37 protein-coding genes are annotated in these 23,434 nt (G+C 43.3%); 9 read left to right on the top strand and 28 right to left on the bottom strand.

The features are described 5' to 3' along the window. Positions 1-187: 187 nt before the first annotated feature. The 6 genes from ACEYW6_RS31975 to ACEYW6_RS31950 all read right to left on the bottom strand — a co-directional run bounded on the left by ACEYW6_RS31975 (position 188) and on the right by ACEYW6_RS31950 (position 4,830). Positions 188-2,002: a hypothetical protein gene (locus ACEYW6_RS31975; RefSeq protein WP_412982951.1), complete on the bottom strand. Its 1,815-nt coding sequence runs from the start codon at positions 2,000-2,002 to the stop codon at positions 188-190. 11 nt (positions 2,003-2,013) lie between these two features. Beyond that, positions 2,014-2,730, bottom strand: coding sequence for a hypothetical protein (locus ACEYW6_RS31970; protein ID WP_412982950.1), 717 nt, complete (start codon positions 2,728-2,730; stop codon positions 2,014-2,016). 3 nt (positions 2,731-2,733) lie between these two features. Continuing rightward, the gene (locus ACEYW6_RS31965) at positions 2,734-3,144 is read right to left on the bottom strand and encodes a hypothetical protein (RefSeq protein ID WP_412982949.1); all 411 of its coding nucleotides are present in this window, start codon (positions 3,142-3,144) and stop codon (positions 2,734-2,736) included. Positions 3,145-3,283: 139 nt separating this feature from the next. Then, positions 3,284-3,994, bottom strand: a complete 711-nt coding sequence (locus tag ACEYW6_RS31960) for a hypothetical protein (RefSeq protein ID WP_412982948.1) — start codon at positions 3,992-3,994, stop codon at positions 3,284-3,286. After that, positions 3,984-4,520, bottom strand: a complete 537-nt coding sequence (locus ACEYW6_RS31955) for a hypothetical protein (protein WP_412982947.1) — start codon at positions 4,518-4,520, stop codon at positions 3,984-3,986. Before ACEYW6_RS31955 ends, ACEYW6_RS31960 begins: the two co-directional genes overlap by 11 nt. A gap of 91 nt (positions 4,521-4,611) precedes the next feature. Next, positions 4,612-4,830, bottom strand: coding sequence for a hypothetical protein (locus tag ACEYW6_RS31950; RefSeq protein ID WP_335091277.1), 219 nt, complete (start codon positions 4,828-4,830; stop codon positions 4,612-4,614). A 1-nt stretch (position 4,831) separates the two neighbouring features. On the opposite strand from ACEYW6_RS31950, the gene ACEYW6_RS31945 reads away from it, so the two are divergent. Continuing rightward, on the top strand, positions 4,832-5,074 hold the full coding sequence (locus tag ACEYW6_RS31945; RefSeq protein ID WP_412982946.1) for a hypothetical protein: 243 nt from the start codon (positions 4,832-4,834) through the stop codon (positions 5,072-5,074). A 10-nt stretch (positions 5,075-5,084) separates the two neighbouring features. Here the strand turns inward: ACEYW6_RS31945 and ACEYW6_RS31940 are convergent, their stop codons facing one another. From ACEYW6_RS31940 to ACEYW6_RS31870, 15 genes are all read right to left on the bottom strand, one after another. Beyond that, a complete protein-coding gene (locus ACEYW6_RS31940) occupies positions 5,085-5,441 on the bottom strand; it encodes a hypothetical protein (protein WP_412982945.1) in 357 nt (118 codons plus the stop codon). Beyond that, positions 5,438-5,800, bottom strand: a complete 363-nt coding sequence (locus ACEYW6_RS31935) for a hypothetical protein (protein ID WP_094346693.1) — start codon at positions 5,798-5,800, stop codon at positions 5,438-5,440. Before ACEYW6_RS31935 ends, ACEYW6_RS31940 begins: the two co-directional genes overlap by 4 nt. 2 nt (positions 5,801-5,802) lie before the next feature. Next, on the bottom strand, positions 5,803-5,964 hold the full coding sequence (locus tag ACEYW6_RS31930; RefSeq protein ID WP_190937372.1) for a hypothetical protein: 162 nt from the start codon (positions 5,962-5,964) through the stop codon (positions 5,803-5,805). Continuing rightward, entirely contained in the window at positions 5,948-6,187 is a 240-nt protein-coding gene (locus tag ACEYW6_RS31925; protein WP_190937371.1) for a hypothetical protein, read from the bottom strand. Before ACEYW6_RS31925 ends, ACEYW6_RS31930 begins: the two co-directional genes overlap by 17 nt. A gap of 7 nt (positions 6,188-6,194) precedes the next feature. Beyond that, complete coding sequence (locus tag ACEYW6_RS31920; protein WP_412982944.1) at positions 6,195-6,407, bottom strand: hypothetical protein; 213 nt, start codon at positions 6,405-6,407, stop codon at positions 6,195-6,197. A gap of 14 nt (positions 6,408-6,421) precedes the next feature. Further along, positions 6,422-6,766, bottom strand: a complete 345-nt coding sequence (locus ACEYW6_RS31915) for a hypothetical protein (RefSeq protein WP_412982943.1) — start codon at positions 6,764-6,766, stop codon at positions 6,422-6,424. After that, complete coding sequence (locus tag ACEYW6_RS31910) at positions 6,763-6,963, bottom strand: hypothetical protein (RefSeq protein ID WP_190898459.1); 201 nt, start codon at positions 6,961-6,963, stop codon at positions 6,763-6,765. The genes ACEYW6_RS31915 and ACEYW6_RS31910 overlap by 4 nt, the downstream gene beginning before the upstream one ends. Positions 6,964-6,974: 11 nt before the next feature. Further along, on the bottom strand, positions 6,975-7,166 hold the full coding sequence (locus ACEYW6_RS31905) for a hypothetical protein (RefSeq protein WP_190898465.1): 192 nt from the start codon (positions 7,164-7,166) through the stop codon (positions 6,975-6,977). Positions 7,167-7,198: 32 nt separating this feature from the next. Further along, a complete protein-coding gene (locus ACEYW6_RS31900; protein WP_412982942.1) occupies positions 7,199-7,516 on the bottom strand; it encodes a hypothetical protein in 318 nt (105 codons plus the stop codon). Between the two features lie 75 nt (positions 7,517-7,591). Further along, positions 7,592-7,909: a hypothetical protein gene (locus tag ACEYW6_RS31895; RefSeq protein ID WP_412982941.1), complete on the bottom strand. Its 318-nt coding sequence runs from the start codon at positions 7,907-7,909 to the stop codon at positions 7,592-7,594. A gap of 11 nt (positions 7,910-7,920) precedes the next feature. Then, positions 7,921-8,190, bottom strand: a complete 270-nt coding sequence (locus ACEYW6_RS31890; protein WP_412982940.1) for a hypothetical protein — start codon at positions 8,188-8,190, stop codon at positions 7,921-7,923. A 66-nt stretch (positions 8,191-8,256) separates the two neighbouring features. Next, positions 8,257-9,015 (bottom strand): hypothetical protein, encoded by a 759-nt coding sequence (locus tag ACEYW6_RS31885; RefSeq protein WP_412982939.1) that lies wholly within the window; start codon positions 9,013-9,015, stop codon positions 8,257-8,259. A gap of 102 nt (positions 9,016-9,117) precedes the next feature. Next, on the bottom strand, positions 9,118-9,327 hold the full coding sequence (locus ACEYW6_RS31880) for a hypothetical protein (protein ID WP_412982938.1): 210 nt from the start codon (positions 9,325-9,327) through the stop codon (positions 9,118-9,120). Between the two features lie 91 nt (positions 9,328-9,418). Then, a complete protein-coding gene (locus tag ACEYW6_RS31875) occupies positions 9,419-9,895 on the bottom strand; it encodes a hypothetical protein (protein WP_412982937.1) in 477 nt (158 codons plus the stop codon). A gap of 222 nt (positions 9,896-10,117) precedes the next feature. Then, positions 10,118-10,813, bottom strand: coding sequence for a hypothetical protein (locus tag ACEYW6_RS31870; protein ID WP_412982936.1), 696 nt, complete (start codon positions 10,811-10,813; stop codon positions 10,118-10,120). Between the two features lie 413 nt (positions 10,814-11,226). Here ACEYW6_RS31870 and ACEYW6_RS31865 point away from each other — a divergent pair, with 413 nt between their 5' ends. From ACEYW6_RS31865 to ACEYW6_RS31850, 4 genes are all read left to right on the top strand, one after another. Further along, positions 11,227-11,457 (top strand): hypothetical protein, encoded by a 231-nt coding sequence (locus tag ACEYW6_RS31865; RefSeq protein ID WP_109012804.1) that lies wholly within the window; start codon positions 11,227-11,229, stop codon positions 11,455-11,457. A gap of 294 nt (positions 11,458-11,751) precedes the next feature. After that, on the top strand, positions 11,752-12,579 hold the full coding sequence (locus ACEYW6_RS31860; protein WP_229558011.1) for a hypothetical protein: 828 nt from the start codon (positions 11,752-11,754) through the stop codon (positions 12,577-12,579). A gap of 81 nt (positions 12,580-12,660) precedes the next feature. Then, positions 12,661-14,259 carry a hypothetical protein gene (locus tag ACEYW6_RS31855; protein WP_412982935.1) on the top strand — a complete coding sequence of 533 codons (1,599 nt, stop codon included), beginning with the start codon at positions 12,661-12,663 and terminating at the stop codon, positions 14,257-14,259. 105 nt (positions 14,260-14,364) lie between these two features. Continuing rightward, positions 14,365-15,735, top strand: a complete 1,371-nt coding sequence (locus ACEYW6_RS31850; RefSeq protein WP_412982934.1) for a hypothetical protein — start codon at positions 14,365-14,367, stop codon at positions 15,733-15,735. Positions 15,736-15,830: 95 nt separating this feature from the next. Here ACEYW6_RS31850 and ACEYW6_RS31845 read toward each other — a convergent pair whose 3' ends face one another. The 3 genes from ACEYW6_RS31845 to ACEYW6_RS31835 all read right to left on the bottom strand — a co-directional run bounded on the left by ACEYW6_RS31845 (position 15,831) and on the right by ACEYW6_RS31835 (position 17,624). Next, complete coding sequence (locus ACEYW6_RS31845; protein WP_412982933.1) at positions 15,831-16,352, bottom strand: hypothetical protein; 522 nt, start codon at positions 16,350-16,352, stop codon at positions 15,831-15,833. 152 nt (positions 16,353-16,504) lie between these two features. Continuing rightward, positions 16,505-17,362 (bottom strand): nucleotidyltransferase domain-containing protein, encoded by an 858-nt coding sequence (locus ACEYW6_RS31840; RefSeq protein WP_190971559.1) that lies wholly within the window; start codon positions 17,360-17,362, stop codon positions 16,505-16,507. A gap of 55 nt (positions 17,363-17,417) precedes the next feature. Further along, positions 17,418-17,624, bottom strand: a complete 207-nt coding sequence (locus ACEYW6_RS31835; RefSeq protein WP_412982932.1) for a hypothetical protein — start codon at positions 17,622-17,624, stop codon at positions 17,418-17,420. A 69-nt stretch (positions 17,625-17,693) separates the two neighbouring features. Between ACEYW6_RS31835 and ACEYW6_RS31830 the strand changes: the two genes are divergently transcribed. Next, positions 17,694-17,915, top strand: a complete 222-nt coding sequence (locus tag ACEYW6_RS31830) for a hypothetical protein (protein ID WP_412982931.1) — start codon at positions 17,694-17,696, stop codon at positions 17,913-17,915. Between the two features lie 92 nt (positions 17,916-18,007). After that, positions 18,008-18,367, top strand: coding sequence for a hypothetical protein (locus ACEYW6_RS31825; RefSeq protein WP_412982930.1), 360 nt, complete (start codon positions 18,008-18,010; stop codon positions 18,365-18,367). A gap of 215 nt (positions 18,368-18,582) precedes the next feature. Here the strand turns inward: ACEYW6_RS31825 and ACEYW6_RS31820 are convergent, their stop codons facing one another. Then, a complete protein-coding gene (locus ACEYW6_RS31820; RefSeq protein WP_412982929.1) occupies positions 18,583-19,320 on the bottom strand; it encodes an SDR family oxidoreductase in 738 nt (245 codons plus the stop codon). A 189-nt stretch (positions 19,321-19,509) separates the two neighbouring features. Between ACEYW6_RS31820 and ACEYW6_RS31815 the strand changes: the two genes are divergently transcribed. Continuing rightward, a complete protein-coding gene (locus ACEYW6_RS31815) occupies positions 19,510-19,773 on the top strand; it encodes a hypothetical protein (RefSeq protein WP_190901510.1) in 264 nt (87 codons plus the stop codon). Between the two features lie 248 nt (positions 19,774-20,021). Here ACEYW6_RS31815 and ACEYW6_RS31810 read toward each other — a convergent pair whose 3' ends face one another. Next, complete coding sequence (locus ACEYW6_RS31810) at positions 20,022-21,185, bottom strand: calcium-binding protein (RefSeq protein ID WP_412982928.1); 1,164 nt, start codon at positions 21,183-21,185, stop codon at positions 20,022-20,024. Positions 21,186-21,325: 140 nt separating this feature from the next. On the opposite strand from ACEYW6_RS31810, the gene ACEYW6_RS31805 reads away from it, so the two are divergent. Beyond that, complete coding sequence (locus ACEYW6_RS31805) at positions 21,326-21,526, top strand: hypothetical protein (RefSeq protein ID WP_412982927.1); 201 nt, start codon at positions 21,326-21,328, stop codon at positions 21,524-21,526. A gap of 104 nt (positions 21,527-21,630) precedes the next feature. On the opposite strand, the gene ACEYW6_RS31800 is transcribed toward ACEYW6_RS31805, so the two are convergent. Continuing rightward, the gene (locus ACEYW6_RS31800; RefSeq protein WP_412982926.1) at positions 21,631-22,932 is read right to left on the bottom strand and encodes an APC family permease; all 1,302 of its coding nucleotides are present in this window, start codon (positions 22,930-22,932) and stop codon (positions 21,631-21,633) included. A gap of 289 nt (positions 22,933-23,221) precedes the next feature. Further along, positions 23,222-23,434, bottom strand: a 213-nt coding sequence (locus ACEYW6_RS31795) for a hypothetical protein (RefSeq protein WP_412982925.1), incomplete at its 5' end; no start/stop codon positions are given.

Genomic DNA, 23,434 nt, shown 5'->3' with positions numbered 1-23,434 from the left:
TCCCCCTCTCTGTCACCCTTGTCTCAGTAAAATCCTCCATATATCAAGCATTCAGGACTTTTCTGCACCAGTAAGGAGAGACTGTTAAAAAAGTTAACAACACTCGCTGTTAACTTTTCTAAAGGGCTTGAGGCTGCTGATGGGGAAGTGTTTTGATTATCGTCTTGCATAGGTTATTCAACAAATTTTAATTTTGATTACTATCGCAACTGTCGAATTTGTACTTAAGATGTGAATTCTGAAGCAATCTTTCGATTCCTTTTCGGATAAGCTCTGGTGGAACTCCATCTAATTTCAACTCGGTTTGGATAAACTCATCAATGGAATTGGCTTTCGTCTTCTCTAAGAGCGCCAACATCTGTTGAGCTTGGGTTGTTGGTGTGGTTGATGAATTAGTTTCAGCTTGAGAGGTTTGCTTATTACTTGGTGCAGAGTCAATAAAGTTTTTGGTATCCCGGTCATAACCAGAGAAATTCTTTAATAGAGGCATTGGTATCCATTCATTGATGCCGCCGTAATAAACTGCTCGACCGACTGGTGATTGTGCGGCAATTTCCATGACTTGGGTTGAAGTAATCTTGCGATCGCTGGGGATGAGTTGAGTGGCAATCATGGCGTTGTAAGCTGGGACGTTATCAGGATGAACCAACGCCACAGACGTTAACTGCGATCGCAGTCCGCCAGAAATGCCCAAGTCATCAGTGTGCGGGTTTTGTACGACAATCCAGAAATGCCAACCGGAACTATCACCGCAAGAACAGTAAGAGATGATTTTGTCTTTGAGCCAGCCAATCTCACCCTTGGTATTTTTAAATTTGGAACAGACAGCCGTTCCTTCATCTAAAATAATCAGCTTGGAGCCAGAGATATTTTGAAATTCGGTAAAGCATTCTTTGACCCATTTAACGGCTTCGACCGGAGACATTTCTAGGATTTTAGCCCGTTTAAAAGTATCAACACGACCTTTGAAATAACCGGTTTCTTTCTCGTCACCTTTGGGGTCAATATAAAAGATGTGTATGCCAGGATGCAGTCGCTTAATAGCATCGATTGCATTGCTAATGGTGATGCCCTTGCCAGAACCAGGGACACCAACCCACAGCATATTGGTAACTTTTTTAGCAATATGCCCAATTAGGTCATACTGCACTTGGGGTTTAGTGGTGTAGATGGAGATATCGGTATTGACTGGAGGAGAAGAAGCACTTTGCATGGGAGCAGAAGGTATGGGAGAAATTTCCCCTGCGCTCTGCCCCGTTTCCTCTACAAACCTTGCTCCCACATCAGGAATCGGTAATTGAGCAAATCGAGCTTGTGGGATACCAAGATTTTGCGGTTGTATGGCCTCTTGAATAACTGTTACTTGTTGGTAGTTAACTCGTGGGTCAATTGTCACTTGCGCTAAATGCCCAGACAATTGCTCACGGGTGGGAAACTGCCCACGTAACTGAATAAACCAATCAAGTAACCAACGGTAAGCGTAAAATCTTTTTCCTGGCTCAACGGCGCTCAAGTATTCACACACCACATGAGATGATTGCTTGAGCATGGCAAACTCATACTTAGACATTGGCTCCAGATGCAACATCAAGTCAGCCAGTTCATTGAAGTTCGCAAAGTATTCGTCCCTGGCAACACTATCTCCCATTGCCGAGAGGAATTCAAAAAAGCCACCACGTATAAAAGGGATTGGTGCAAATTGATGGGTATCGTTGAGGTCTTGAACAATTGACCACAGATAACCAACACCAGCGAAGACTGCACCGATGGGAGCAAGAGGAGAGGTAGCATAACAAACTGCGCCAGTTGCAGCTGTGGCCAGTGTGATGAACTTCGCCAGATTCATGCCATTACGCTCATCTTTAGCGCGGACTAATAACTGGTCTTGACGCTCTTGTAACCAAGAGGCGGTATTCCCAGCTTCCAAATACTCAATACTGGGGTAATCGCCACGTAAAAGTGCCGTTTCTTTGGTTCCTAGTATTGGTATTTGTTGCTGCATGTTCTTTTCTCTTACTTAGTAAGTTTCCAAATGTTGTAACCAATCTCACCAGCCATCATTGAGGCACAGTTATAAGCAAAACAACCCAAAATTGCGGCTGGATTAGTGTAGCGGAAGGGATTACGACCAACGAAGGTAGTAGTCAGATCCAAAACCCAGAAAAATAGTGCGATCGCTCCACCTGTGTGACGTTCTTTCATGCCAGCAGCTTTGTAATCGCCCCACAATGCCACTGTCAGGTCGATATTCCCATTTGGTTTACTGCCGAGTGTGTATTGTTTTGATTCCTCAAACTCGTTCTTGGCCTGTTGTGGGTCTTTCCCACGCAATGTTCGCGCTTCCATAACTTGAACAAGTGCAGAGATACCGAAGCTAATCCAAAACAAGGGATTAAATAGGAGTTGTAACCAACCAAACCAACCAATCCATTCTGTTTCAAACCAGGGGAAAATCGGTTTTCCCTGAAATAAAACCTGCCAGATGCTATCAGTAGAAAGGAGTGTGCCAATCCAGAAACCAATTGCACCAACCAGCTTGTATCCGGGTGTGCCTGGGGTAACAAATTGGGCAATGATATGTGAAATAAAGATGACTGGCAGTGAGATTAATGCTACAATCCACCGAGCTAATAATTCTAAGTAGTCACTCCCTCCTTTTTTCGGCTCTCCTTGTGGTGATGGTTCTGGTTTTGGTTGGGAATTAGATTTGTTTGGAGTGAGATATTTCATAAATCAATCATGAGAATCTTGGTACAGTGGTGAATTCTTACAAGCATTTTTGAATCTATACTTCCACCGCCATTGCCTCTGTTCAATTCGCCCAATACAAAAACCCGTTGAGTCATACACAAAAACTGTCTCATCTTCTAAATAACCTGTAGTGTCAGGTCTAGGGTTACGTTTTTTTGAGTCTAGATAGTTCCTGATTCGTAATTTACTGAATGAGGGCGTAACTCCGAGAGAATTAATCTTGTCGGCGGTCGCTGCCCTTTGCTCGGCTTTAATGCGTTCTAGTTCTTCAGACTCACGAATAGTAATGCCACTGTTGTAAGTTTTGAATTGGGCTGGCAGTTGTGATAACCAAGGACTTGCGATTAACCCCATGCCCAATAATCCCAACATCGCTTGCTTCTGGTATTTCATTGTTGAAGCCCATAGATACTTTGTGTTGTCTGGGGTGGCGGTGCATTAATAACGCGAACGTAAACAGACAGCCCAATGCAAACTAGAAAAAAAATGACTGAGAATCCGAAAAGATTCTCCTTGAAGAACTTGCGCCATTTTAAGTTGGAGACTGGAGTTGTTTGCTCAACAAAGAGCGTGTCAAATTTTTCAGATCCTGAATCGTCGCAGGTAGTTTCGACTTTTTTTCTGGTGTTGGGACTCCTAATTCGTCTAAAAATGCTTTCGGGTCAAAACCAGGGGTAGCAGTATTAGTGAGTTTTTGAACCTCTTGTTTTACCTCATCCCCAGCCTTTAACCCGTACTCTTGGGTAATTTGTTGCCTGATTTCGGGATTCTTGGCCAGTTGATAAATAAACGCTATTTCATCAAAACCTTGCTCTGTGCGTCGCTGTAATGAACGAGCATCAAGTTCACTCGTGATTTCATCGAACAATCCTTGCTCAAACTCATGAACTGCCAGCGCTTGAGCAACAGTCTTGCCTGCCACGATATCCAAGAATGCTTTAAAAGTTTCCCGACTGACTCCAACAAATTGTAATTGTTCAGTGGCCATGTCTATTGCATGAGTCTGTATATTCGCCAAATTGCTGCTACCTCCTAACAGCTTCGATTTGTCGAGGGTTGCTTGCGCTAGATTGAACAACTTTTCTAAGCGATCGCTAATATCTACGGGAAATTCTTGAGCGTTCGGATCAACTGTTGGATCTGACTGAGCCAGTTGTTCTAACCCAGCAATAATTTGCTCTGGGCTGTAGCTAGCACTCAATAATTCAAATAATTCTGCACGGGTGAATATGCTATTCGACATGATGTATTTCTCCTAAACCGTATGATGTGAATCTAAGTTGTTCTTGTTCAAAGTTGCTGCGAGTATATTCACCTTTGTTAGCTTCAATAATGGCCTCAACAAGGGGCTTTTTATCAATGCCTTGAACAATGTCAGAAAACAATTCGCCAATCTTTCCTACTACCCATACTTGATACGTTGTCATTAATGGCGCACGTAGTCTCTTTTCTTGAGCAAAAGCTTTCATTCTTAAGAGTATTAATCTATACTCTGGAACAAGTTGAGCTACTTCTGTCCACCGTTCTAATGTACGGGGGCAGATGCCTAAAATTTTAGTTGCTTTGGCTTTTGACATCGGTAAAAGCAAGAAATTGACTCCCGATTGGCTTGGTTTTTGATGAAAAAGTTGTTCTCTCCATTGTGACTTCATGAACTTAGTCAAATCCGTGTCAATAGTCTCAAAAAGATAGTCAATATCTGTGTCAATCTCTGTGTCAATCTCTGTATCAACGTCACTGTCAATATCTGTATCAATATTGATGTCCATGACAAACAACTATTGACTATCTATTGACCTTGCTCTTTTATAATAAAAAACCCACGTCGAAGCGGGTAGTGTCTGTGTGACCTTTTTTGATTTAAGAAGCACTTAAATATAAATCTAGTAAACCAAAATGATTTAAGACAGATTCTTTTGGTTGTTGGTAACGACTACTATACTCGTCAGCTAACCAGTGCTTAAGAGTTTCTGGTGGATAATCGCTTAGTTCATGAATCTCGGACACCGATAATCCGTGCTTCAATTTAAATTCTTTAGGATGAATCCGTTTCACCTTCAGTAAGTGTTTGTTTGACATAATGCAATTATTTATAAAATCTTTCATCCGACCTTTTGATGCAGCGATATCGAATCACAATTTTTGTGCCTTTGCTAAAAAGCAAGCAGACCATGAGACTCTGCTCGACCTCAAACACGGTAGCATCAAGGCTTTGGGACACGCGGATGATTTCGATGAGGCTCAAAACCCTAGTAATGCCGTGAAAATAACTGTCTCATGGTCTGCTCAATCCCTTGCCCTGACTGATTCCGCGCCTCTATGAGAAAGAAAATTCATTTTTTTGAATTTTGCAGAAAACCCCGGTTTTTGGCTCTTTTATCTAAAGTGGGTTTTTCTATTTGTCCTGTGGTCATTTTTGAAGCCTGACCCTGTTTGACTAGCACCGAACGCAGATACTGCCGACAAGCTGCTTCTCCCTTATAAATCAGAATCCGCAGCGCCTGTACTTCCTGCATTGGAGAAACACAGATTTCAGCGATCGCACTAATCAAATTCTGTTGCTGATGCACGTAAGAGAGATGCTGCTGCTCTAGCTCCTGAATCTTGGAGTTTAGTTGTTGTATCTGCCGTAATGCTTGCGTCAGGGACGATTCTTTATTTTGAGAGCGATTATCTAGGGTTAATGTCATTTTCTTGCTCCTTCTTTAGATAGTTGAAAGCCTTGCCAATCGGGGCATTCCGCGCTCTCAATGCCTTCGGGATGAACAGAACAAATTAAAGGGGAGCCGTTGTAAGAGATCCCGTGATAGTATTTGCAACCTATACAACTGGTGGGTCTATTTAAAGGTCGAGGTCGGCGCAACATAACTTGGTCAATTTCATTTTGACCAGTAATTCGGTCAACCATGAATGCTGTGATCCCAGTCCCGGCTATTGCTCCACTAATGACGTACATGATATTTCTGCCGAGATATTGAGTGCCGAAATATCCACAAATAATTGTTGCTGCTGCTGCACTAATACAAGAGAGAAAAACTGGTCGTTTCATATTTATTGCTGTTTTTTGGGTGGTTCGTGCTTAGATAACAGAGCGGCAAAATCATAAATCGTTACTGTTGGTTTTGGTTCCGGTTTTGGTTCCGGCTCCGATTTTGACTCTATTACCAGTTCTGGGCTACCCAAACCGACTGCATTTTTAATTTCCTGCTCCATATTTAGGTTCTCCTTGTTGATTAATTTGCTCCACCTGATCAATTGCATCCACTATTTCTCCTAAAATATTGAACGCATCATTTAGCACCACATTTTTTGATGTAGAGAAATACTGCGAAGACTGAATGTTGCGATAATCTCGGCTACTGCCAACAAGCCGCAATGTATGTTGACAGCCTTGTAAGATAGTCCGAATCTCTGATGTAGTTAACTTGATTTCCATTAGTGTTTTAACCTTGAAAAACTGAATCGATTTCGCCGTTATCAATAGCATTTTTGGCGTGACGAACAGCCTGGGTATGATTATCAAATGTTTGAGTCGTAGGAGTAGCCCAAGTTGTTTTTAACAGACCTGTTTTTCCCACATGAACATCCACAGCGTCATCTGATAACTCGGCAGTCTCAATTTTGTAGCCGCCATGTTTAGTTTTGTACTCTTTCATTACCGTTAACTAACCTAAAATTTATCTCGTTGAATACTAAAACTTGCTCCGACTAAAGAACTGCCTAAGAATGCAGAAAAACTGACCAACATTGCACCCAGGCAAATATTTTTCTGTTGCTCCCAACCAGAGATGATTATGTTGGGATTAGCATTTGTGTCAATAATCTCCATTCCCCAACATCCCATTGCCACTACTCCTGAAAAGCCAGTTAAGAGCAGAGAGACAATTGCAGTTGTTTCTATCGTGCGGTCTATGAATACTTTGGGGTTAAATCTTTTTCGAGTCCGACGAAGAACTAATTTACTCTTATTATTTGAAGGCAAATATGATTGATGAGTTACTTTCTGTGTTTTCATTTTGCATCTTCCAATTCAATAAAAAACCCTGCACCAGTATTGCTAATCTTTACCTTTCTTTGATTGACTAAGGTTTGAATAACTGACAGACTGAAGTTGATATGACACAATCGAGCGCTACCACCACAACGATTGAGATATTGTAGGCACAGTGAGGACTTATCAGTAGGGGTGGGATGAGTGGATTTTCTCGGCATAATCTTGGCTATTACTCTATGATTTGTAAATGATGTGCATTGAAAAAAATTCCTTGACCAGGCGGCATGTCTGGGAAATGAACGCAAACCATGCCATGTACTGAATACTGGATTACTGTACCTGTTTGCCCTAACCTTGGATCTTTTTCTGTCAGGGCTTTAATGACTTTTACAACTGAATTAATTGGTGGAAGATTAGCCATTTTTAATCCTTTGCTGATTAACTTGTTATCGATTAGTAATTCGAGTTTTCAGCGATACCATACTGCCATTTTAGAAAACTGACGGGAGTACAGATTTCTAACCAGTCACAAGCTCCAATAGGAGTATCCCAAGATGAGCTTACTTCGCTGTCAAAATACGCTAGCCCCCAATGCCAATCGTTGTATTCTGGCTCCGATTCCCATCCAAACCAAAGAGCAACATTCACTTTAATCAGATACAAAAGCTTAATCATCCATCCGCCACTGTAATCAAAAATGAAATCATCCAAGTCTCCTAAAAAGCGTTCATTTGTTAATGCAATCAAATCCATTCTTGACCAAAGATTCATCTGATTATTTCCTCTACTTTGTAATTCACTGCGTACAGTTTTACGATAGGAGTTTATTGATTTAATCTGGATCAACTAGTGTTGTAGCTGCTTGTACTTATCCCAATTCCTGGGATTATGAGGTGATGACATTGACTCTCCAAATTCCCAGTTTTGAGAAGTAATATCAAATAACTCAATTGCTGCATCAAACCCACACTGTAAAAATCGGGTATATGATTCTTCAGACCAAAGAATAGACTCAACAATTGCAGTTAGTAGTTTGAGATTAGTTTCAGTTGCCGCTCCCTCAGATTGGAGCCATTCAATTGTTGCCAGTAGTTGTTGTTTAGCAGAAGCCGCAGTAGATTCTGGTAATGCGGCAATGGGAATAAAACCTGTTAGTTGTTTCATGTTGGATTTGTTCAAAAATTATCTATTTCTGCAACACCTTCATCAGTTGCCATTTTCCGTTGAGATTTAGCTTTACTAATTTGGAATTCGTTAGCTTTAATCACAGGCATGACAGCCTCTTTGACTGCTGCTTTTGCCTGATGATAAAGGAATTGAACTACACCATCGGCATCTTCTTCATCCTCGACTTGTGCCCAAAGTGAACAACCTAATTCAATTGATTCGTAGTTGCCCAAGTTAAATTTTCTGGAATAACTAATTGAAACAGTACCGATTTTCATTGAGTTGTTTGAATCGTTAATTTATGTAGTGGCGATTCACTTTTGAATCGCCGTTGTAATGTCTAATTACTTCCGTTTCCCTTGCGGCATTGCTGTCTGATTCTGTCCTTGCAGAGATAGCCGTGCCTCAGTCTCCGAAACTGGGGGTAATGCTGGTGCAGTGACAGCATTACTAGCCCAGCGCTCGTAAGTTTCATTCGTTACCCAGTGAAGTGTTGCTCCAGATTCCGCACCAGAGCGAATCATCTCTGCTGCTTCAAGAGCATCTTTCTCAAAATCAGATTGGGGATTGCGATACGACCACTGAATGAACCAGTACGTTCCAAGTGTCCCTTCCACTTTCTGAAACTCGGCGCAGAAAATGTAGTTTTTCAGTACGCTAGCGATCGCCGTATAGCAAAATTCTTTTGGATCTCCCGGCATTCCATCTTCACACCACTGCTGAAAGGCACGATGGGCGAAGTGGTTGTACAATCCAGCAAAATTGTCTTTACTGCGGCGGTGGATCAGGAAAGAAAGCAGCATGGAGGCTGGCCCCTTGAACTGGTCTTTTAGTCCGCCAGCAACAGGAATCACCCACAGTTCAGTGAATGGTTCGTTAGTGAAGTTCTCGTTGATGGTCAAGGCACGGTCAGGGCGAGAGATTGCGATCGCAAAGTCAGCCTTATTACCTTTGAGATATCCGCCTGCTTGTGCTTCTAGAATCGTTAGTTTTGGAGGACAATCGAGAAGAAATTGCCCGTATTCCTTAGCGCAATTCGCTTGCAGTTTAGGTTGGCTGGGTGGAATGAGAAAGACGCTGTTGTTGATTTTGATGGTTTCCATAGTTGCGTTTTTGTTGCTAAAAATTGCGTTGATACTGGATAGTGTTCGACTTAGCTATTTATGACAGTGCCAGGAATTGCTTTTAATTCGTAAGTGAGCAGTTCAGTAATTTTGAATTGTTTTGACTTTAACGATTTCTTCTACACAACCCATTACTTCACTCAAGTAGTGCAGGACATCGCCCAAGTGAGTGGCTGCTTCTGGGTCAATCTTCTTGTCTGCAATCAACAAAAGCCAAGTTTCATTTTGTGCAATAGCCTGAATATTTACGTAACACGAGTTGAATTGCTTCAGTATTTCTATCGCTTCCATTGATTTATCCAATGAATTGTGTTGTTCTATTTCGATAAGATTTAAGTTTGCTCCTTGCCACACAGGTGGGTCTTACTACCCACCCGTTTCCTTACGCTGCAACCAAATCTTTCGCTTGTGGAACATACCTTTTTAAGCGTTCCCACTCGTCACTCGTCAGTGCATCGAATTCTTTATCTAGTAATTCCTCTTCTGTGAGTGGTTGTTCTGTAGTCGCTGTTAATCTGCCTGCCATCGTCATGAAGTCGTCTAGTCCGACTGCTGCACCAACCGGCTCGGCATATCGAATCTTATCTACCGCATTTGACCAATGCGTAATATGCTGAAATATTACCCCAATCATTGAGTGAGCCTTGTATACTCGATAATTCCTGGGGCAAGCTCCGCCAACGTAAACCAGATTGTATCCAAAGATTTCCATGACCTCTGCGTTGGGGTCGGTTGGAGGCAGGAGAATTCTCTCTCTTGGATCATCCGATTGGGCTACTTGAAGAGAAAATGGGCTAATCATAGTCTGTGTGCCATGATGATTTCGATTGTCTAAATTTCGGTTGAGCGGCGATTGCATAACTCTATGGCTGCAATCGCCTTTCTCACTTCCAGTAATAGGTATTTCTTACACCTATGCGTTCGTATCTACTAGAGAAAGCAAAATTTTTTGTTGGCAGTCATCTAGTTAAAGGGAGAAGTTACAAGCTGTACTTTGTGCCATGATTCTGTTTATTGGCTATTACATTTTGGAGGCGATTGCGTTTCTCTTGGGGGAGCAATCGCCTTTTCACTTGCAGAACTAAGCCGCTACTGCTGCTCGGACTCCTAAGGAGGCAATCACTTGTTCGGCACTCGGAGCCACGCGATTAAGTCCGTACTGTCTGGGTTTAGCATACCAGCCCTCTTCATCCCAGCCAACGAAGCCAACTAACTTGCCCTGGCGATAAACTTTCGTACTGAATACTAGATAATCAATCTCACCGTGATACAAACCGAAAACAGTGCAAGCTTCTTTCAACTCGGACTCCAAGCGCTGATTCCTTTCCCGTGGAGTTTCCGGTAGCGTCGCTTTAACTTCTGAAACTCTTGTAGCGAACCAGTTGCGATCGAAGGCTAACCGTCCGCCACCGACAAATTGCACCCATACTGTGATTCCGCCTTCGATCCAGATTGTACGCACTGATTCGGGTTGGACTTCGATAATCTCGCCAATAATGCGGCGATCTCTGCTGGTGAGAGGATCTTGGGTTGGTGCTACAGTTTCGGCTTGGGATTCGAGGTGGGTGTACAGTTCAGCTTGGGCTGTGGCTTGCTCGTCACGAGAAGAACTAGGAATTGCTTGCTGTGTTAGTGTTTCGTAAGTCATAATATTGATCTCCGTGATAGGGGAAAAGGCGATCGCTTTGTTTACCAGACGAGGGCGATCGCCTTTGTTATGTGTGCAAACAACGTTGTGGTTTGGCACAACGCTCTCAAATAGATTCGGCGTAGCCATATATTTGTGGCTCAAAGCCAGTGGCACTTGAGCGATACCAATACAGGAGATACAGCGTATCAGGCGACGTGTACGACTTCAAACGCTTCAACTGCCGTCCGTAGTCCTGCTAGTAATTTCTTATTAAGTGCAAATCCATTTCTATGCTGTGTACCCCTCGCCTTCTCTGGTTGTGCCAGTGCCTCGGTTACTCATCAAGCAGTCACTTTGGATTGTGCTGTCAAGGTTCTGTAGTAAGCGCATCTTTATTTACTAGGAGGCGTTGCGCTTATTTCCTCCTTCATATTTACTATGTTAGTACGAGTTAGTACGTTTGTCAATATAGTTAGTACAAAACCCCAGTCCAATATATTTCCTGATAGAATAAATCGTACTAACGGCTTGTGATAACCTAAAACAAAAGGAGATTGTCTATGGCTATTGAATCTCGTCTAACGATTCGCATTGAAGAGGAGATACGAACAGCTTTTCGGTCTAAAGTCGAAGCGCAGGGCAAAACTGTTACAGATGTACTTTTAAAATTTATTAAAGAATATGTAGAGACAGAAAATTCGGAAAATGGCCATGATGTAGCACAGATTGAGCAAAGAGTTCAAAGACTTGAATCTCTTGTAGAGGAATGCCTGGGGGAATTAGTCGCCTGAGAGACGAGAACACCACTCTCAGGCAATGGCGTGATCACATTATTAACACTGTTATCAAGGACAAACCCGCCGAGCATTAGGTGGGTTTTGTTTTTTATAGATCACAGCGTACTAACTCGTGCTAACATAATTCTTTAGTTATGTACGAGCTTATACAGTTATGAATCCCACGCCATTTTTATTTGAGTCACTAGAAAACTTTATTGACATATTTACTCTTGGACTAAGTTAAAAGCGATCGCCTCCCGCCAAGAAGAACAATCGCCCAGACTAATCCTTTAGCAAAGAAATAGTATGTCTAATTTACCAGTTTTCCAGTTACTACTCCAAGACAATCCCAATTTATTCAGCACAAAAGGCTTATCCTCACTGCTGCAAGACTGCCTTAGACTGAAATACCCCAAACGCCATAAGTTCATTTACCCTTCATTGTTAGACAGACGAGTTTACTTAGAGCTTGCTGGGCTTGGGAACGGTAATGCCAAACATGATGAAATTATTCATCGGATCATGACAGACCCTAAAGGCTGGTGTCTGGATGCTCCATCATCCGTACATGAAGGGGCGCGGTTCTACGAAAGCATGGGTAAGATTTTTGGCCCTAATTTTGGTACTGAACTTTTTCTCTACCACACGATTAGAGATAATATTCAGGATATTCAGAAAAACTTGGCCATCTCTGGAGTCAGCCAGCGAAACATTTCAATCCGCGATCGCTTGTTCTCCTACCCGATAGTAGAGGATCAACTGCTCACGCTGGAGAGCGATCGCATCATTCTTCAAAAAGCAGTTCCAGAAATCATCCAGTTTTTTGTCAGCCTTGTTCAGATCGCACCTGCATATAACTTGTTTTTGGTGAATAAGGACAAGAGAAATATCCACGCTTCAGTCACCACAGTTGAAAGTTATGCACCAAAGGCAATCATTGCAGACATTTATGCTGAATCTTGTAACTGGGAGAAATCAGAACAAAACTGCTGGCGAGGAAAAAGTACTTTCAGGAAAGATCCAGACGAAGTTCATTTATACCTTCATCTTGATCACAAAGAGAACGAAATTATTTACTTTAAAGCGGTTTACCCGGACTTGAGCCGATTCACAAGGTTTGCTGAAGTCGCCTAATGCGATAAGCCTAACGGCTCCTGCAAGTCCCTTACTAACTGCAACATTCCTAGTATTTACCATACATAGTGGGCAAGAGATATGCTGACACTAGAAAGAGAAGAAACATCAGCACTCGATTACAGCAACCTCAACACCAGTATCCAGGAAACCTTCACCGCCATCGACCGATTTGAATGGCAAGCGGTAGATGAAATCCTTCAGATGAGGGAACAGCAGCTTTACTTGCAAGCTGGATATAAAAACTTTTCAGAATACTGCCAGCGTGAATTATACGCTTGGGGTGGATACCGACGGATCAACCAGCTGCTAGGGGCAAAGAAAGTCATAGACGCAGTTGGTGAGTTGGGCGGACACATCAAAAATGAGCGCCAAGCTCGTCCACTGCTGCGGCTAGTCAAGGAACCAGAGAAACTAAAACAAGCTGTAGCGATCGCTCTCAAAGATAACCCTGACCCAAGCGTTTCAGACTTTGCTGCTGCTGCAAATATTGTGGTTCCTCAACTTCCACGCAAAAAGCAATCTATTCAGGAACCAATGGTTCCCAAAATTCAAGAACCAGTGGTTCCTCAAAAAGCCATTGTCACAGTTTCACAACAGTCACACCCAAGGTATGGAGAAGAGGGAACCATTGAGGCAGACGCACCAAATCGTTGGCAACAGATTGTTACCTTTGCTGATGGTAAGAGGCTGCTTATCAACAATACTGATTTAGATGCTGCCAGTGTTCCCTTTCCTAGAGAGCAGACTTATCCACCAGAATATACTGAAGCAATTGCCCAAATTCAAGAACAGCATCAGCAAGAGTTAGAGCGACTTTCCCAGGAATTGAGAATTGGGCTACAAACAGAAGCAGCTACTAGAGCCGAAGCCCAGGTACAAGAACAAATCCAATCCTTGCAGCAATTGTACAAGCAGCAGAAGGAGCAGAATATTCAGTTACAGCAGCGTTTGGATGAAATGGAGGGATTACGAAAACTGGAGATTGAAAACCAACAACTCCAGCAGCGCATTCAGGAACTAGAACGTGCTGTACAACAGCATCCCTCCCAACAGTGGGAAAATACCATGACCCAACAGGCGACTAAAGTTTTGAACAAGCAGGTGAAGCAAGCACTGGAGAAGACTATTGATTTGCGATCGCTAGCTGTTGAACCTCCCAAGGAAAATGCCCAAGAATGTCTGCGGCTGATGGGCATGGCGTTAAAGAATCTTGCCAGTGCCATGAACAACACCCAAGCACTCGAAGCTGCGGCGATAATCCTGGGGAGTGAACCGACACCAAATGCGATCGCATATCGAGCCGAGCAACTAGAAATGCTTCCCCAAGCGGTTAGTGAAATTCGGCAAGTACTTGCAAAGCCTGGGTGTACTTGGCAAGAGTTTTGTAGTGTTGCCCAAGAGTATGAGGTAATCAAACAGGACTACTGGGCGGAATTGACCAGTGAAGAAACAGAGTTAATTACGGCTCTCCAGAAAGCATCCCTTCAACCGCGCACTATTGGCGTTGGTTCTATCGTTGCCCATGCTGATCCATATCGCACTTTGTATGTGGAAAGGGGTGAAGTCGTAGAGGATTTAGGCGAGGAAGTGTTGGTTGCCTGGGATTGCTGGCGAAACCAGTCCAAGAAAACTGATAGATATTTTCGAGACGAGTTGCGATTCTGGCAACCTCAATAGGCTTTCAATGTACTGATAATTTTTTAGACAACTAAATGTAAGTACCAAACCTTGCAATCGCTGTAGGGAAAATTCCGTGCGTCAATATAAATAGGAGATTATACGATGACTGCAACTATTACAAAGCCCAAGCTCAAAAAGGCTGCTAGTAAACCACAATCCCCATATAAAAGGCTTCATGTGATTATTCCCATAGAAGATATGTTATGGACTTCGCAGCAAAAGCCTTCAGTTACGCAATTGTGGCAAGAGTGCTGGACGGCTGACCCTTATGGTTCTCGGTGGATGCCTCTGACTTCTGCTTTGGGGTACAGTACTTTTATCTCTGCAAAGAAAATTCTATCTGACAGTGGACTATTCATTTTTAAACCCGACAAGTCGATTCAGGATGGCAGGGAAACGGCTAGCTGGATGGTAAAAAATTTGCATGGCAGTCGGATGAAAGAATTTTGGGAGAAAGCCAATTCTGAAAAACAAGAACCAAATGCTGAAAAACGAGAATCAAATGCTGGGGACTCAGAGATAGATGCTGGCTGTGAAGAAATGGGTGCTTTGTACGAAGCATCTATTTTAGGTCAAAGTGATTCAGAGCAAGGGTTCTGTGAACCCTCACGAACTACTCAAGAACATCTCACCAACTCATCAAATGAGTTGGTGAGATGTTTCTCTGACACGCTTACAGGAAATTCGCGTGTTGAAGAGACGGCTCATGCGCCCTTGAGGGGCGCTTCGCCTCAGTCTGTTCAAAGCGTGTCAGAGAAAGAAAAAGACTTGCCTGTGGCAATTGACTGCACGACGCTAACGCTCGTGGATGCTGCACAAGATGAATCTGCTTTGTTGTTGGCTGAAAACCAGGACTGTGGTGTTGAGCCGAGGAACTGTCATGAAGGTACTGGTTCCGCCGCGCCCGTCGCTCAAAATGAAAAATTTTTAAATTCTGCGATGCCTGCGGCGGGCGTAGCCATCGCTAATCAAACACAGGGGCAAGTAGAACAAAGTAATTCCGCTTCGTTGTTGGCTGAAAAGCAGGATTGTAGCATTGAAGCGAGGGACTGTCATGAAGGTACTTGTTCCGCCGCGTCCGTCAATCAAAATGAATTTTATTCAACTTTTGCGATCGCTAATCAAACACAAGAGCAGGTAGAACAGGGTAATTCCACTTCGTTGTTGGTTGAAAACTCGGTTTTGGGTGTAGAAATCAAAGCAGTTGATGAGGGTGAAAGTTCCGCCGCGTCTGTCACCAGCGCTGAAAAATGGTCGCATGAGGCGATAGTTGCGCGGTCAAATATGCGACCGGAGCGTATGAAAAAACTGAAAGTTGCGGCGAATTCGGGGCAGAATCCGGGGGTTGAGTACTTGCTCTCGTGCTGGGATGATGATCCGGCTTTGCAGATTGTGATCAAGAAATTGCTGGCGAAGTTTCCGCAGTGGGGGATTGCTTGTGTGGATGGGGTGCTGGTGAATTTGGAGAGGTAACAAATCATACAAAAATTACACTGCCTCAGAATAGCGCGCAGCTAAAGTGATTGCTGCTTGATGGCGCTTATCTACTCTTGTGCAGAAGGTGTAGATCAAAGTTCCCTTGCATTGATGCTGCCAAGCGACGAATTACTTTCTGAAAACGGGGACGCATAATCTGCGACTCGCTGCCATCCCCACTTATAAGCAGTATCAACCAGAATTTCTTTACCATTTCGGAACTTAATAAATTCCTGCCCGTGGTCGTAAAATATATCTGCAACCAGTTGATTACGCTCGTCGTAACCCCACTTATCCACTGCTGCCCTCCACCAGCGCTTTCCGGGAGAGAGCAATTGTTCAAGTTCTAGATACTCCGGCTTCCAGTACTTGGTGCGCCATTGATTTGCCAGTGCCTCGATTAATATCGCAGTCGGGTAGATGGGCTTGAGGTTTTCTTCGAGCCAGAGTATATAAACGATTGCGCTCCTGAAAGCATCTTCTAAACAATAGCTTGATGCTTCTAGAGTGTCTTGGAGTTGCTCGTCACTGAAATTTACACCGAGCGATCGCAGGGCTGGAGCGTACAAATCAAATAATTCTTGCTCTACTGAATCGGCAGACCAGAACCACATAAGAAAAAGAAAACTCCTGCTGGATGGCTAAATAAAATTTAGCATTTAGCGTGGGAAGTATTGATGTGGAGACTTTTGCGATGTCTACGACGGGCTATTCGGCATCGCAGAAATTTGGCTACCTGAACTTGAATAACTCAATTGCCATAAAATTACATTGATAATCGCCGATTTCCATACCATTGACTCAAATCATCCTCAATCGCCTCAAGAATCGCAATCGCCTCAGCTATCGATTTTGAAGAAGCAGCTAAAAGTGCAAACGCTTGCTCAACCCGTTGTTGATAGTCAGTTGGGCAAATAGCAAATGTACTTGCGATTGCCACCGCTCCCTTTTCATTCAACAGGTAATCTTCATTCAGGGCGAATAAAACCTGATTCATACACGCCACACTGCGGAAACAACAACCTGCTGCGTAAACAACATCATCACGTGCAATCGCTTTTTTTGCAACCACCAGCGAGAAACTGATTTCCCAGGCGAAAGTATCAATAGTTGCGTGTTTGAGCCTAACTGGATAAGGCTTTGTTTTGAGCTTCAAAGCTTCTAAAACACCATCCGGGTCATGAAGTACCTGACAAATAGCAATTTCACCCATATAAATCGAGGATACAAAACCATGAGGATGTCCTGGTTGGTAATCAATAGTAATTTGTCCAGCATGGCAATCATCAATCACACGATTGACCTTCGCCAAATCACGATAGAGAAAATCTACACCTATACCTTGAACTTGTAGCCAACCGCCGCCGTTAATCCACTTTCCCCATCCACCAATCGCAGTAATCAAATTTACCCGATGGTTATCATCAAGCTCAGAGGCAAGGCGATTTAGAGCAATTAAATCGGGCGGGTTTTCTGAATTATAATAAATTCCCAAATCCACATCTGACTTACTGGTGTGGTTGCCCCGTGCCCGTGAACCCCCCAATGAGATGGCTGTAATTCCCTCAATTGAACGCAAACTTGAAACAATATGGTTGATAAATTGAGGCGATTCCTGATTCATAGAGCGATTGTTAAATTACTATCGCTGTCATTTTATATTTTAAAGACATCGCTACTTAAATCGATAATGCGATTGATTCGTTTGGACTCACTGCCGAATGGCACGAAGTTAATCGCAAAGCCCTGATATAACTTGCTTTTTGAGTGTGGGGGGTAAGACTTCTTCCCCATCCTCCCACACCTCCCACCCCTCCCACACTCCCTCTTCCTCCCACACCTCCCCCACCCTGCCCTGACGAGGTTTCAGCTTTTCTTAGTGCCATTCGACTCACTGCCATTATAAAAGTATAATTTCTGAGCCGCGCCTGTCCCCAGTGCTGAAAAATGGTCGCATGAGGCGATTGTTGCTTTTGTCAAATGTGCGACCGGAGCGGATTCAGAAACTCAAGGTTGCGGGGAATTCGGGGCAGAATCCGGGTCTTGAGTTTTTGCACGAGTGCTGGAATGACGATCCGGCTTTGCAGATTGTGATCAAGAAATTATTGGCGAAGTTTCCGCAGTGGGGGATTGCGATTGTGGATGGGGTGCTGATTGAGTGGAATGACTTTAATTGAATGGAAACCATCAACGTTCCGCATCAAAGACAACGCTTACTTTTGGGCAGTAAAGTCATATCGTTTTAGAAAACAAACTAGCCAGTCTACTCATGGATGCACAGGCAATGAATTATCTCCAGCAAACACATACTGCTGTCTGGAATGAAAAAGACCGTACAACGCGTGACGCATTGATGCAAACCATCTATGCAGACGATATAAAAATGTATGACAAGGATTTTATCCTTACCGACATTAGCGCCGTTTCTGACTTTATCGACAAGCTATTTGCGGACGATGCTAATTTCAATTTTGTGGCAACAAAACCGATGGAAAGTACGCAAAATGGATCTCGGCTATTCTGGAATATTCGGACTGGCCCCCAGCCAAATGTCTTAACCGGCATGGATTTTTTTGTCATAGAAAATGGAAAAGTAGCCCATCTGTTTGTTTTTATGGATGCTCAATAAAGGGTTGCAGCTAGCATAATTCCCACTTGCCGGGGATATTAATTGAATAGAAACTTATGTGAGAGTTCCCGCGAATGCAAACAATACTGGGTTGCGTGTGTTGATGGGGTATTGATAAATTAGGAGGAGTAGTGAATCTGTACAATCGAGAAGAGTTTGGGCTTGCTTTTTAATACCAAAATACCGTTGTCTAAAGCATTACCCTGCATCATCAGTTAACTTGATGACACCTCAACGACATTTTGGGCAAAGCTTCTATAAGCATCGCCCATTTGTTTAGCCACCGAGTCAGGAAAGACGTGAAAATCCCCAGCTTTGAGAGCTTTTATTATCCCATCTGCTACAAGCGTTGGTGGCTGTGCAACCTCACTCATTCCTGCCGCATCGCCCATATCCGTGGCAATCGGGCCAGGGTGAACACTTAGCACAAGCGTGCCCTGCTCACTCAATAGTTCTCGTAATGCCTGGGTGATTGAATAGGCCGCAGCTTTTGAGGCACAGTAAGTGGCAGAGTCGGGGAAACCCTTGAGCGAAGCAACAGAATTGATTTGGGCAAAAACACCACCTCCATTGGCTTTGAGTACCGGGGCAAACGCCTGAGCCATGTAGATCAATCCATATACATTGATCTTCATCTGAAATTCGAGAGAGGCGATCGCATTCTCAGCTAAGGGAGTTCCAGCTTGAAAAACTCCTGCATTATTGATAACTATTTGCACATCTGGGGCAGTCTGAGCAGCAGCAACAATAGATTGGGGATCAGCTAAATCAACCTGAATTGGTACTACCTGTAAGCCGTATTGTTCAACCAATGAGGAGACACTGTTGATCTGACGAACAGCCGCATAGACTTTTTTGGCTCCGTGTTCAATAAAGGACTCAACTATCGCCTTGCCGATGCCGCGATTTGCGCCCGTAACCAAAATGGTTTTGTCTTTGATGTCATAGTTCATTTGGATTTCTCCTTATGGTTTTCCATGATCTGAAAAACCTTGGACAATCGATCTAAGTTAGGGCAAAGAAATTTAGCTGCTCTCTTGAAGAAAGACTGCGGCTTCCACCGCTTCTTCTAGCATGGTATCATCATCTCTCATGCGAATCTAAGAACACCAATTTTTTAGCCGCCTTTGAAGTTTGTGCTTTTGGACACCTCTTTTTTATCTCTGCACAATGAGGATTTGGGGGATTGGTCTGAATTGGGCGTGCTGAGTGTTCTGTCCATTTTGCAGCAGGAGTTCTATCGTGCGCGGTTGGTTCAGTCGTTGGCAAATGCAGCGATCGCATTTGAAGATAACCCTCCTTCAGTGAATCAGATGAAAGCAGCAGTCGTCAAGAAGGTTGCCCAAGAAGTCTGCTGCAAGTATTGCAGAGTTACAATAATTACGAAGCAAGTATTATCTTTGTGATCTTCTGTCATCTAAAGTTTTGGCGAGTAGCACCATAACAGCAATTGGAGCAAGGAAGACTCTAAGATGTTATTTGAAAAGTCATCTAACGTATGTTTGACTACTCTGGCTATCCTAGAAGTTGAACGAGATAATGCGGGTTTTGGAATTCACGTTCGCTTCTGTAAGTTGCATTTAAGGCTCAATCTGCCACTTTTCAAACAACCTCTAAGTCCCGCTATGGTAGCGAACTTACACAATCCCTAAGTTTAAACTAGTTGAATGTCTAGATTAGCTTGAAAACCAATAGGCTTATTTTCAACAATGGCGAATCTAGATTCTTGGAAGAACAAAGAACCATTTAGGGGATCATAACTAAAGTCACCGAGATCAATAGCACCAAACCCTGCTTGAGAAACTTGAATTTTGTCACCTTCAACAGCTTTGAAATCTTTGATAATGTCAACACCCTCTAATACACTGGTAAAAACAAATTTATCTGCACCTTGTCCCCCAGTGAGAGTATCTGTACCTAGGCCACCAGCGAGTGTGTCGTTTCCGCTCTTACCAGAAAGTGTATCGTTCCCGCCATTACCAAATAGCAGATTATTTTGTTTATCTCCAACAATCGTGTCACTTTGATTTGTACCTTTGATATTATCAAAATTTATCAATGTGAACCCAGCTGTATTTCCGCTAGGAAGATTATTAATTACGAAACTTTGAGTTTCAAGGTTAGCGTTAACTGATGCATCTCCAATTATAAAGGGCGATGAAGAAGAAATCGAGGCATCTATAGTGTTATTTGCAGCCCTAGCATCAACAACAACGTTTTCAAAATTAAAAAGTAAATCTGTACCTAGTCCGCCACCTTTTTTAAGAGTTCCATCAATGAAAATGGTAGAGCTTACACCTATTTTACTGTAATCAGCCGTATCAGTACCATCTCCACCATTCAAGGTATCATTACCTGCACTACCTCTAATAATATCATTACCACCACTGCCTGATAATTGATTATCAACAGCATCACCAGTAATAGTGTCCTTTTGATTTGTACCAGTTACATTAACAAAATTTATCACCTTAACTGCAATTCGCGTTGAACCCCCAACCCTGATTTCTAGTCTTTCTTTAGATAAGTCAGCGATTATTGATACATTTGTGTTATTGGTAGTAGCATCAATACTATTAGCCTGTCCCGTTGCACCAATCAAGGTTTCAACTACATCTTTAGATATGTCAGTTCCAATTGCACCTTTTTGGAAACCTGCTGGTTGAATTATTACAGGTTGTCCTAAGCCACTGTAATCAACAATATCGTTACCATCTCCACCAGTAATGGTATCATCGCCTGCACTAGCGATAATTCTGTCATCTCCAGCAGTTCCAATTAAAATATCGTCTCCATCAGTACCTGTAATAATTGCCATAATCTTGCTTTACTTGTTTTTGAGTAACTGCTGTATAGTAACTTGTTACCGACTGTATTTTTTGGAAAAAAATGTTGCAGAATATAGCTATTAACTAGGATTTCCCCGCAGACATTCTGCTCCTGGAGCGACCACAACGTATGCAGAAACTCAAGGTTGCGGCGAATTCGGGGCAGAATCCGGGGTTTGACTTTTTGCTGGAGTGTTGGAATGATGATCCAGCCTTGCGGATTGTGATCAAGAAATTGGTGGCGAAGTTTCCGCAGTGGGAGATTGCGTGTGAAGTCACGGTAGAAGTTCAGCCAGGGCGATCGCTCTCTACCCTGGTCAGGCTGAAATAGGACGTAGAGTTAGCAGGGGCCCCAGATAGCAAAGGTTATTCCTGGACTCTGTATGTTGACAAACATCGTTTGACTATCGAAGGGAAAGCAGACCCCGCCCAACATCACCCTCTTCTAAAAGCCTTTTGGGTCAGAATTAGAAGCATTCCAATTCCTACAAACACAAGTGCTAAAATGTGACTTGCCCCAGAAGCAAAAGCAAACAAAACGAGATTGAGCAGTAAGGCGATCGCCGGAACTATATAGGGAACCTGAAACCCGTTAGTTTCAACTTCTCGGCGTTTGATGAGTAGCAACGAAAGATTGACAAGACAAAACATTGCCAGGATCAAGGTGGCAGTGGTTCCTGCTAAAACTTGCAGTGTTCCAGAAAGCGCCAAAAAAATGGCAATTGGTAAAATGACCAGCAGCGTTCGATAAGGCGTGGCTCTGCGTTGATGTAATTTCCCTAACCAAGCACTTAGCAGTCCTTCACGCGACATCCCATACAACAGCCGTGATGCGGTGACAAAATTTAACAGTGCCGTATTGAGTACGGCAAATAGAGCAATAATTGTAAAAATGACCTGGGGAAAATTGGGCTGCGCTCGACGAACTACATCAAGTAATGGAGCACCTGAAGCAGCAAGCTCGGAGGGATTGAGTACCTCAACAGCAAGCCAGGAGACGAGTATATAGACTGCGCCGGCGATCGCCAAGGACAGTAAAATTGCCCTTGGCACGTTACGTTCGGGATTTTTAACTTCCTCTGCAACATTAACAATATCTTCAAATCCAATGAAGGCATAGAAAGCCAGTGCTGCTCCCTGAACAACTGCGTTCCAACCTACGGCTGGCTCGGTAGCGACAGCAGCAGGATTAGCTGCACCGCCACCGCTCAAAAATAAGGTTGAAACCAAAATCACAATTAAAAGGCCAGAAACCTCAATAGATGTACAAAAAATATTGAGAGCCGAGGACTCCTTCATGCCTCTGAAATTGACAAAAGCCAGTACTGAAAAAAGCACCAGAATAATTAGCCAAGCTGGAACTGCTGGTACAAAAGCGTTGAAGTAGCCAGCAAATGCTTTCGAGAGCGTCGCCATCGAAACTAAGCATGTACAAAACATTAACCAACCGACCAATATTGAGAGCCAGTCGGTGCGAAATGCCTTATGGACAAAGTAGGCTACTCCACCGCTTTGTGGAAATCGGCTGCCAAGTTCTGCGTAACTTAAAGCCGTGAATGCAGCTACAGTCATAGCACTCAAGAACGAAGCCCAAACCAAAGTACCGGAAAGTCCGGCAATTTTTCCGATTACCGCATAAATTCCCGCACCCAAAATGTCACCCACTCCGTAAATCACTAGAGTTGGTAATCCAAAGACTCGCTTGAGTGAATCTGCTTCTAGTTCATTTGTTTCCATATAACGCCTGAGAGTTTTTTACTCAAATGCTAACTTTCAAACATCTTTGTTCTAATAATCAGAGCTATGTTTTCTCGTTAATAGTATTGTCCCATCCATCGTGGCTTGCAAAGAAACCAGGAAGCCAGAAGCACAACAGGCCAAGTGGGGGTTTGAGTGGGCGAGGCGGCAAAGGATTGTGATTGCGCTGTCTGGGGAAACTGTGTATACGCCTCAAGCTAATGCAGTGGAATTACTCTCGAAAATGCTGCGGTATCTGATATGAGCGTGACTCCCGCTTTTTCAGCGATTACAAAGCATCTGTGCGATGTATGGATTCAACTAACTCTTCAACTTCTTCTTCATCCAGACATTGTTTCACTTGGGTGGTGAACCACTCAAATTCTTCCGGTTCTGTGTCCTGGACTCGATAGACGAGTAATGTTCCTGCAACGCGGGCAAGAGTAAGAGGTGATGGAGAAACGTGGCTCAGTAGATCGCACGCATTCTGGTATATTTCCAT

The sequence above is a fragment of the Nostoc sp. UIC 10607 genome (genome assembly GCF_047228265.1).
Taxonomy (GTDB): Bacteria; Cyanobacteriota; Cyanobacteriia; order Cyanobacteriales; family Nostocaceae; genus Nostoc; species Nostoc foliaceum_A.
This window is presented reverse-complemented; position numbering and strand designations above follow the sequence as displayed.

Coding starts and splice junctions, on each gene's coding strand:
- ACEYW6_RS31975 (WP_412982951.1), bottom strand. CDS start 2,002: ATGCAGCAACAAATACCAATACTAGGAACCAAAGAAACGGCACTTTTA.
- ACEYW6_RS31970 (WP_412982950.1), bottom strand. CDS start 2,730: ATGAAATATCTCACTCCAAACAAATCTAATTCCCAACCAAAACCAGAA.
- ACEYW6_RS31965 (WP_412982949.1), bottom strand. CDS start 3,144: ATGAAATACCAGAAGCAAGCGATGTTGGGATTATTGGGCATGGGGTTA.
- ACEYW6_RS31960 (WP_412982948.1), bottom strand. CDS start 3,994: ATGTCGAATAGCATATTCACCCGTGCAGAATTATTTGAATTATTGAGT.
- ACEYW6_RS31955 (WP_412982947.1), bottom strand. CDS start 4,520: ATGGACATCAATATTGATACAGATATTGACAGTGACGTTGATACAGAG.
- ACEYW6_RS31950 (WP_335091277.1), bottom strand. CDS start 4,830: ATGTCAAACAAACACTTACTGAAGGTGAAACGGATTCATCCTAAAGAA.
- ACEYW6_RS31945 (WP_412982946.1), top strand. CDS start 4,832: ATGCAATTATTTATAAAATCTTTCATCCGACCTTTTGATGCAGCGATA.
- ACEYW6_RS31940 (WP_412982945.1), bottom strand. CDS start 5,441: ATGACATTAACCCTAGATAATCGCTCTCAAAATAAAGAATCGTCCCTG.
- ACEYW6_RS31935 (WP_094346693.1), bottom strand. CDS start 5,800: ATGAAACGACCAGTTTTTCTCTCTTGTATTAGTGCAGCAGCAGCAACA.
- ACEYW6_RS31930 (WP_190937372.1), bottom strand. CDS start 5,964: ATGGAGCAGGAAATTAAAAATGCAGTCGGTTTGGGTAGCCCAGAACTG.
- ACEYW6_RS31925 (WP_190937371.1), bottom strand. CDS start 6,187: ATGGAAATCAAGTTAACTACATCAGAGATTCGGACTATCTTACAAGGC.
- ACEYW6_RS31920 (WP_412982944.1), bottom strand. CDS start 6,407: ATGAAAGAGTACAAAACTAAACATGGCGGCTACAAAATTGAGACTGCC.
- ACEYW6_RS31915 (WP_412982943.1), bottom strand. CDS start 6,766: ATGAAAACACAGAAAGTAACTCATCAATCATATTTGCCTTCAAATAAT.
- ACEYW6_RS31910 (WP_190898459.1), bottom strand. CDS start 6,963: ATGCCGAGAAAATCCACTCATCCCACCCCTACTGATAAGTCCTCACTG.
- ACEYW6_RS31905 (WP_190898465.1), bottom strand. CDS start 7,166: ATGGCTAATCTTCCACCAATTAATTCAGTTGTAAAAGTCATTAAAGCC.
- ACEYW6_RS31900 (WP_412982942.1), bottom strand. CDS start 7,516: ATGAATCTTTGGTCAAGAATGGATTTGATTGCATTAACAAATGAACGC.
- ACEYW6_RS31895 (WP_412982941.1), bottom strand. CDS start 7,909: ATGAAACAACTAACAGGTTTTATTCCCATTGCCGCATTACCAGAATCT.
- ACEYW6_RS31890 (WP_412982940.1), bottom strand. CDS start 8,190: ATGAAAATCGGTACTGTTTCAATTAGTTATTCCAGAAAATTTAACTTG.
- ACEYW6_RS31885 (WP_412982939.1), bottom strand. CDS start 9,015: ATGGAAACCATCAAAATCAACAACAGCGTCTTTCTCATTCCACCCAGC.
- ACEYW6_RS31880 (WP_412982938.1), bottom strand. CDS start 9,327: ATGGAAGCGATAGAAATACTGAAGCAATTCAACTCGTGTTACGTAAAT.
- ACEYW6_RS31875 (WP_412982937.1), bottom strand. CDS start 9,895: ATGCAATCGCCGCTCAACCGAAATTTAGACAATCGAAATCATCATGGC.
- ACEYW6_RS31870 (WP_412982936.1), bottom strand. CDS start 10,813: ATGGCTACGCCGAATCTATTTGAGAGCGTTGTGCCAAACCACAACGTT.
- ACEYW6_RS31865 (WP_109012804.1), top strand. CDS start 11,227: ATGGCTATTGAATCTCGTCTAACGATTCGCATTGAAGAGGAGATACGA.
- ACEYW6_RS31860 (WP_229558011.1), top strand. CDS start 11,752: ATGTCTAATTTACCAGTTTTCCAGTTACTACTCCAAGACAATCCCAAT.
- ACEYW6_RS31855 (WP_412982935.1), top strand. CDS start 12,661: ATGCTGACACTAGAAAGAGAAGAAACATCAGCACTCGATTACAGCAAC.
- ACEYW6_RS31850 (WP_412982934.1), top strand. CDS start 14,365: ATGACTGCAACTATTACAAAGCCCAAGCTCAAAAAGGCTGCTAGTAAA.
- ACEYW6_RS31845 (WP_412982933.1), bottom strand. CDS start 16,352: ATGTGGTTCTGGTCTGCCGATTCAGTAGAGCAAGAATTATTTGATTTG.
- ACEYW6_RS31840 (WP_190971559.1), bottom strand. CDS start 17,362: ATGAATCAGGAATCGCCTCAATTTATCAACCATATTGTTTCAAGTTTG.
- ACEYW6_RS31835 (WP_412982932.1), bottom strand. CDS start 17,624: ATGGCACTAAGAAAAGCTGAAACCTCGTCAGGGCAGGGTGGGGGAGGT.
- ACEYW6_RS31830 (WP_412982931.1), top strand. CDS start 17,694: ATGAGGCGATTGTTGCTTTTGTCAAATGTGCGACCGGAGCGGATTCAG.
- ACEYW6_RS31825 (WP_412982930.1), top strand. CDS start 18,008: ATGGATGCACAGGCAATGAATTATCTCCAGCAAACACATACTGCTGTC.
- ACEYW6_RS31820 (WP_412982929.1), bottom strand. CDS start 19,320: ATGAACTATGACATCAAAGACAAAACCATTTTGGTTACGGGCGCAAAT.
- ACEYW6_RS31810 (WP_412982928.1), bottom strand. CDS start 21,185: ATGGCAATTATTACAGGTACTGATGGAGACGATATTTTAATTGGAACT.
- ACEYW6_RS31805 (WP_412982927.1), top strand. CDS start 21,326: ATGCAGAAACTCAAGGTTGCGGCGAATTCGGGGCAGAATCCGGGGTTT.
- ACEYW6_RS31800 (WP_412982926.1), bottom strand. CDS start 22,932: ATGGAAACAAATGAACTAGAAGCAGATTCACTCAAGCGAGTCTTTGGA.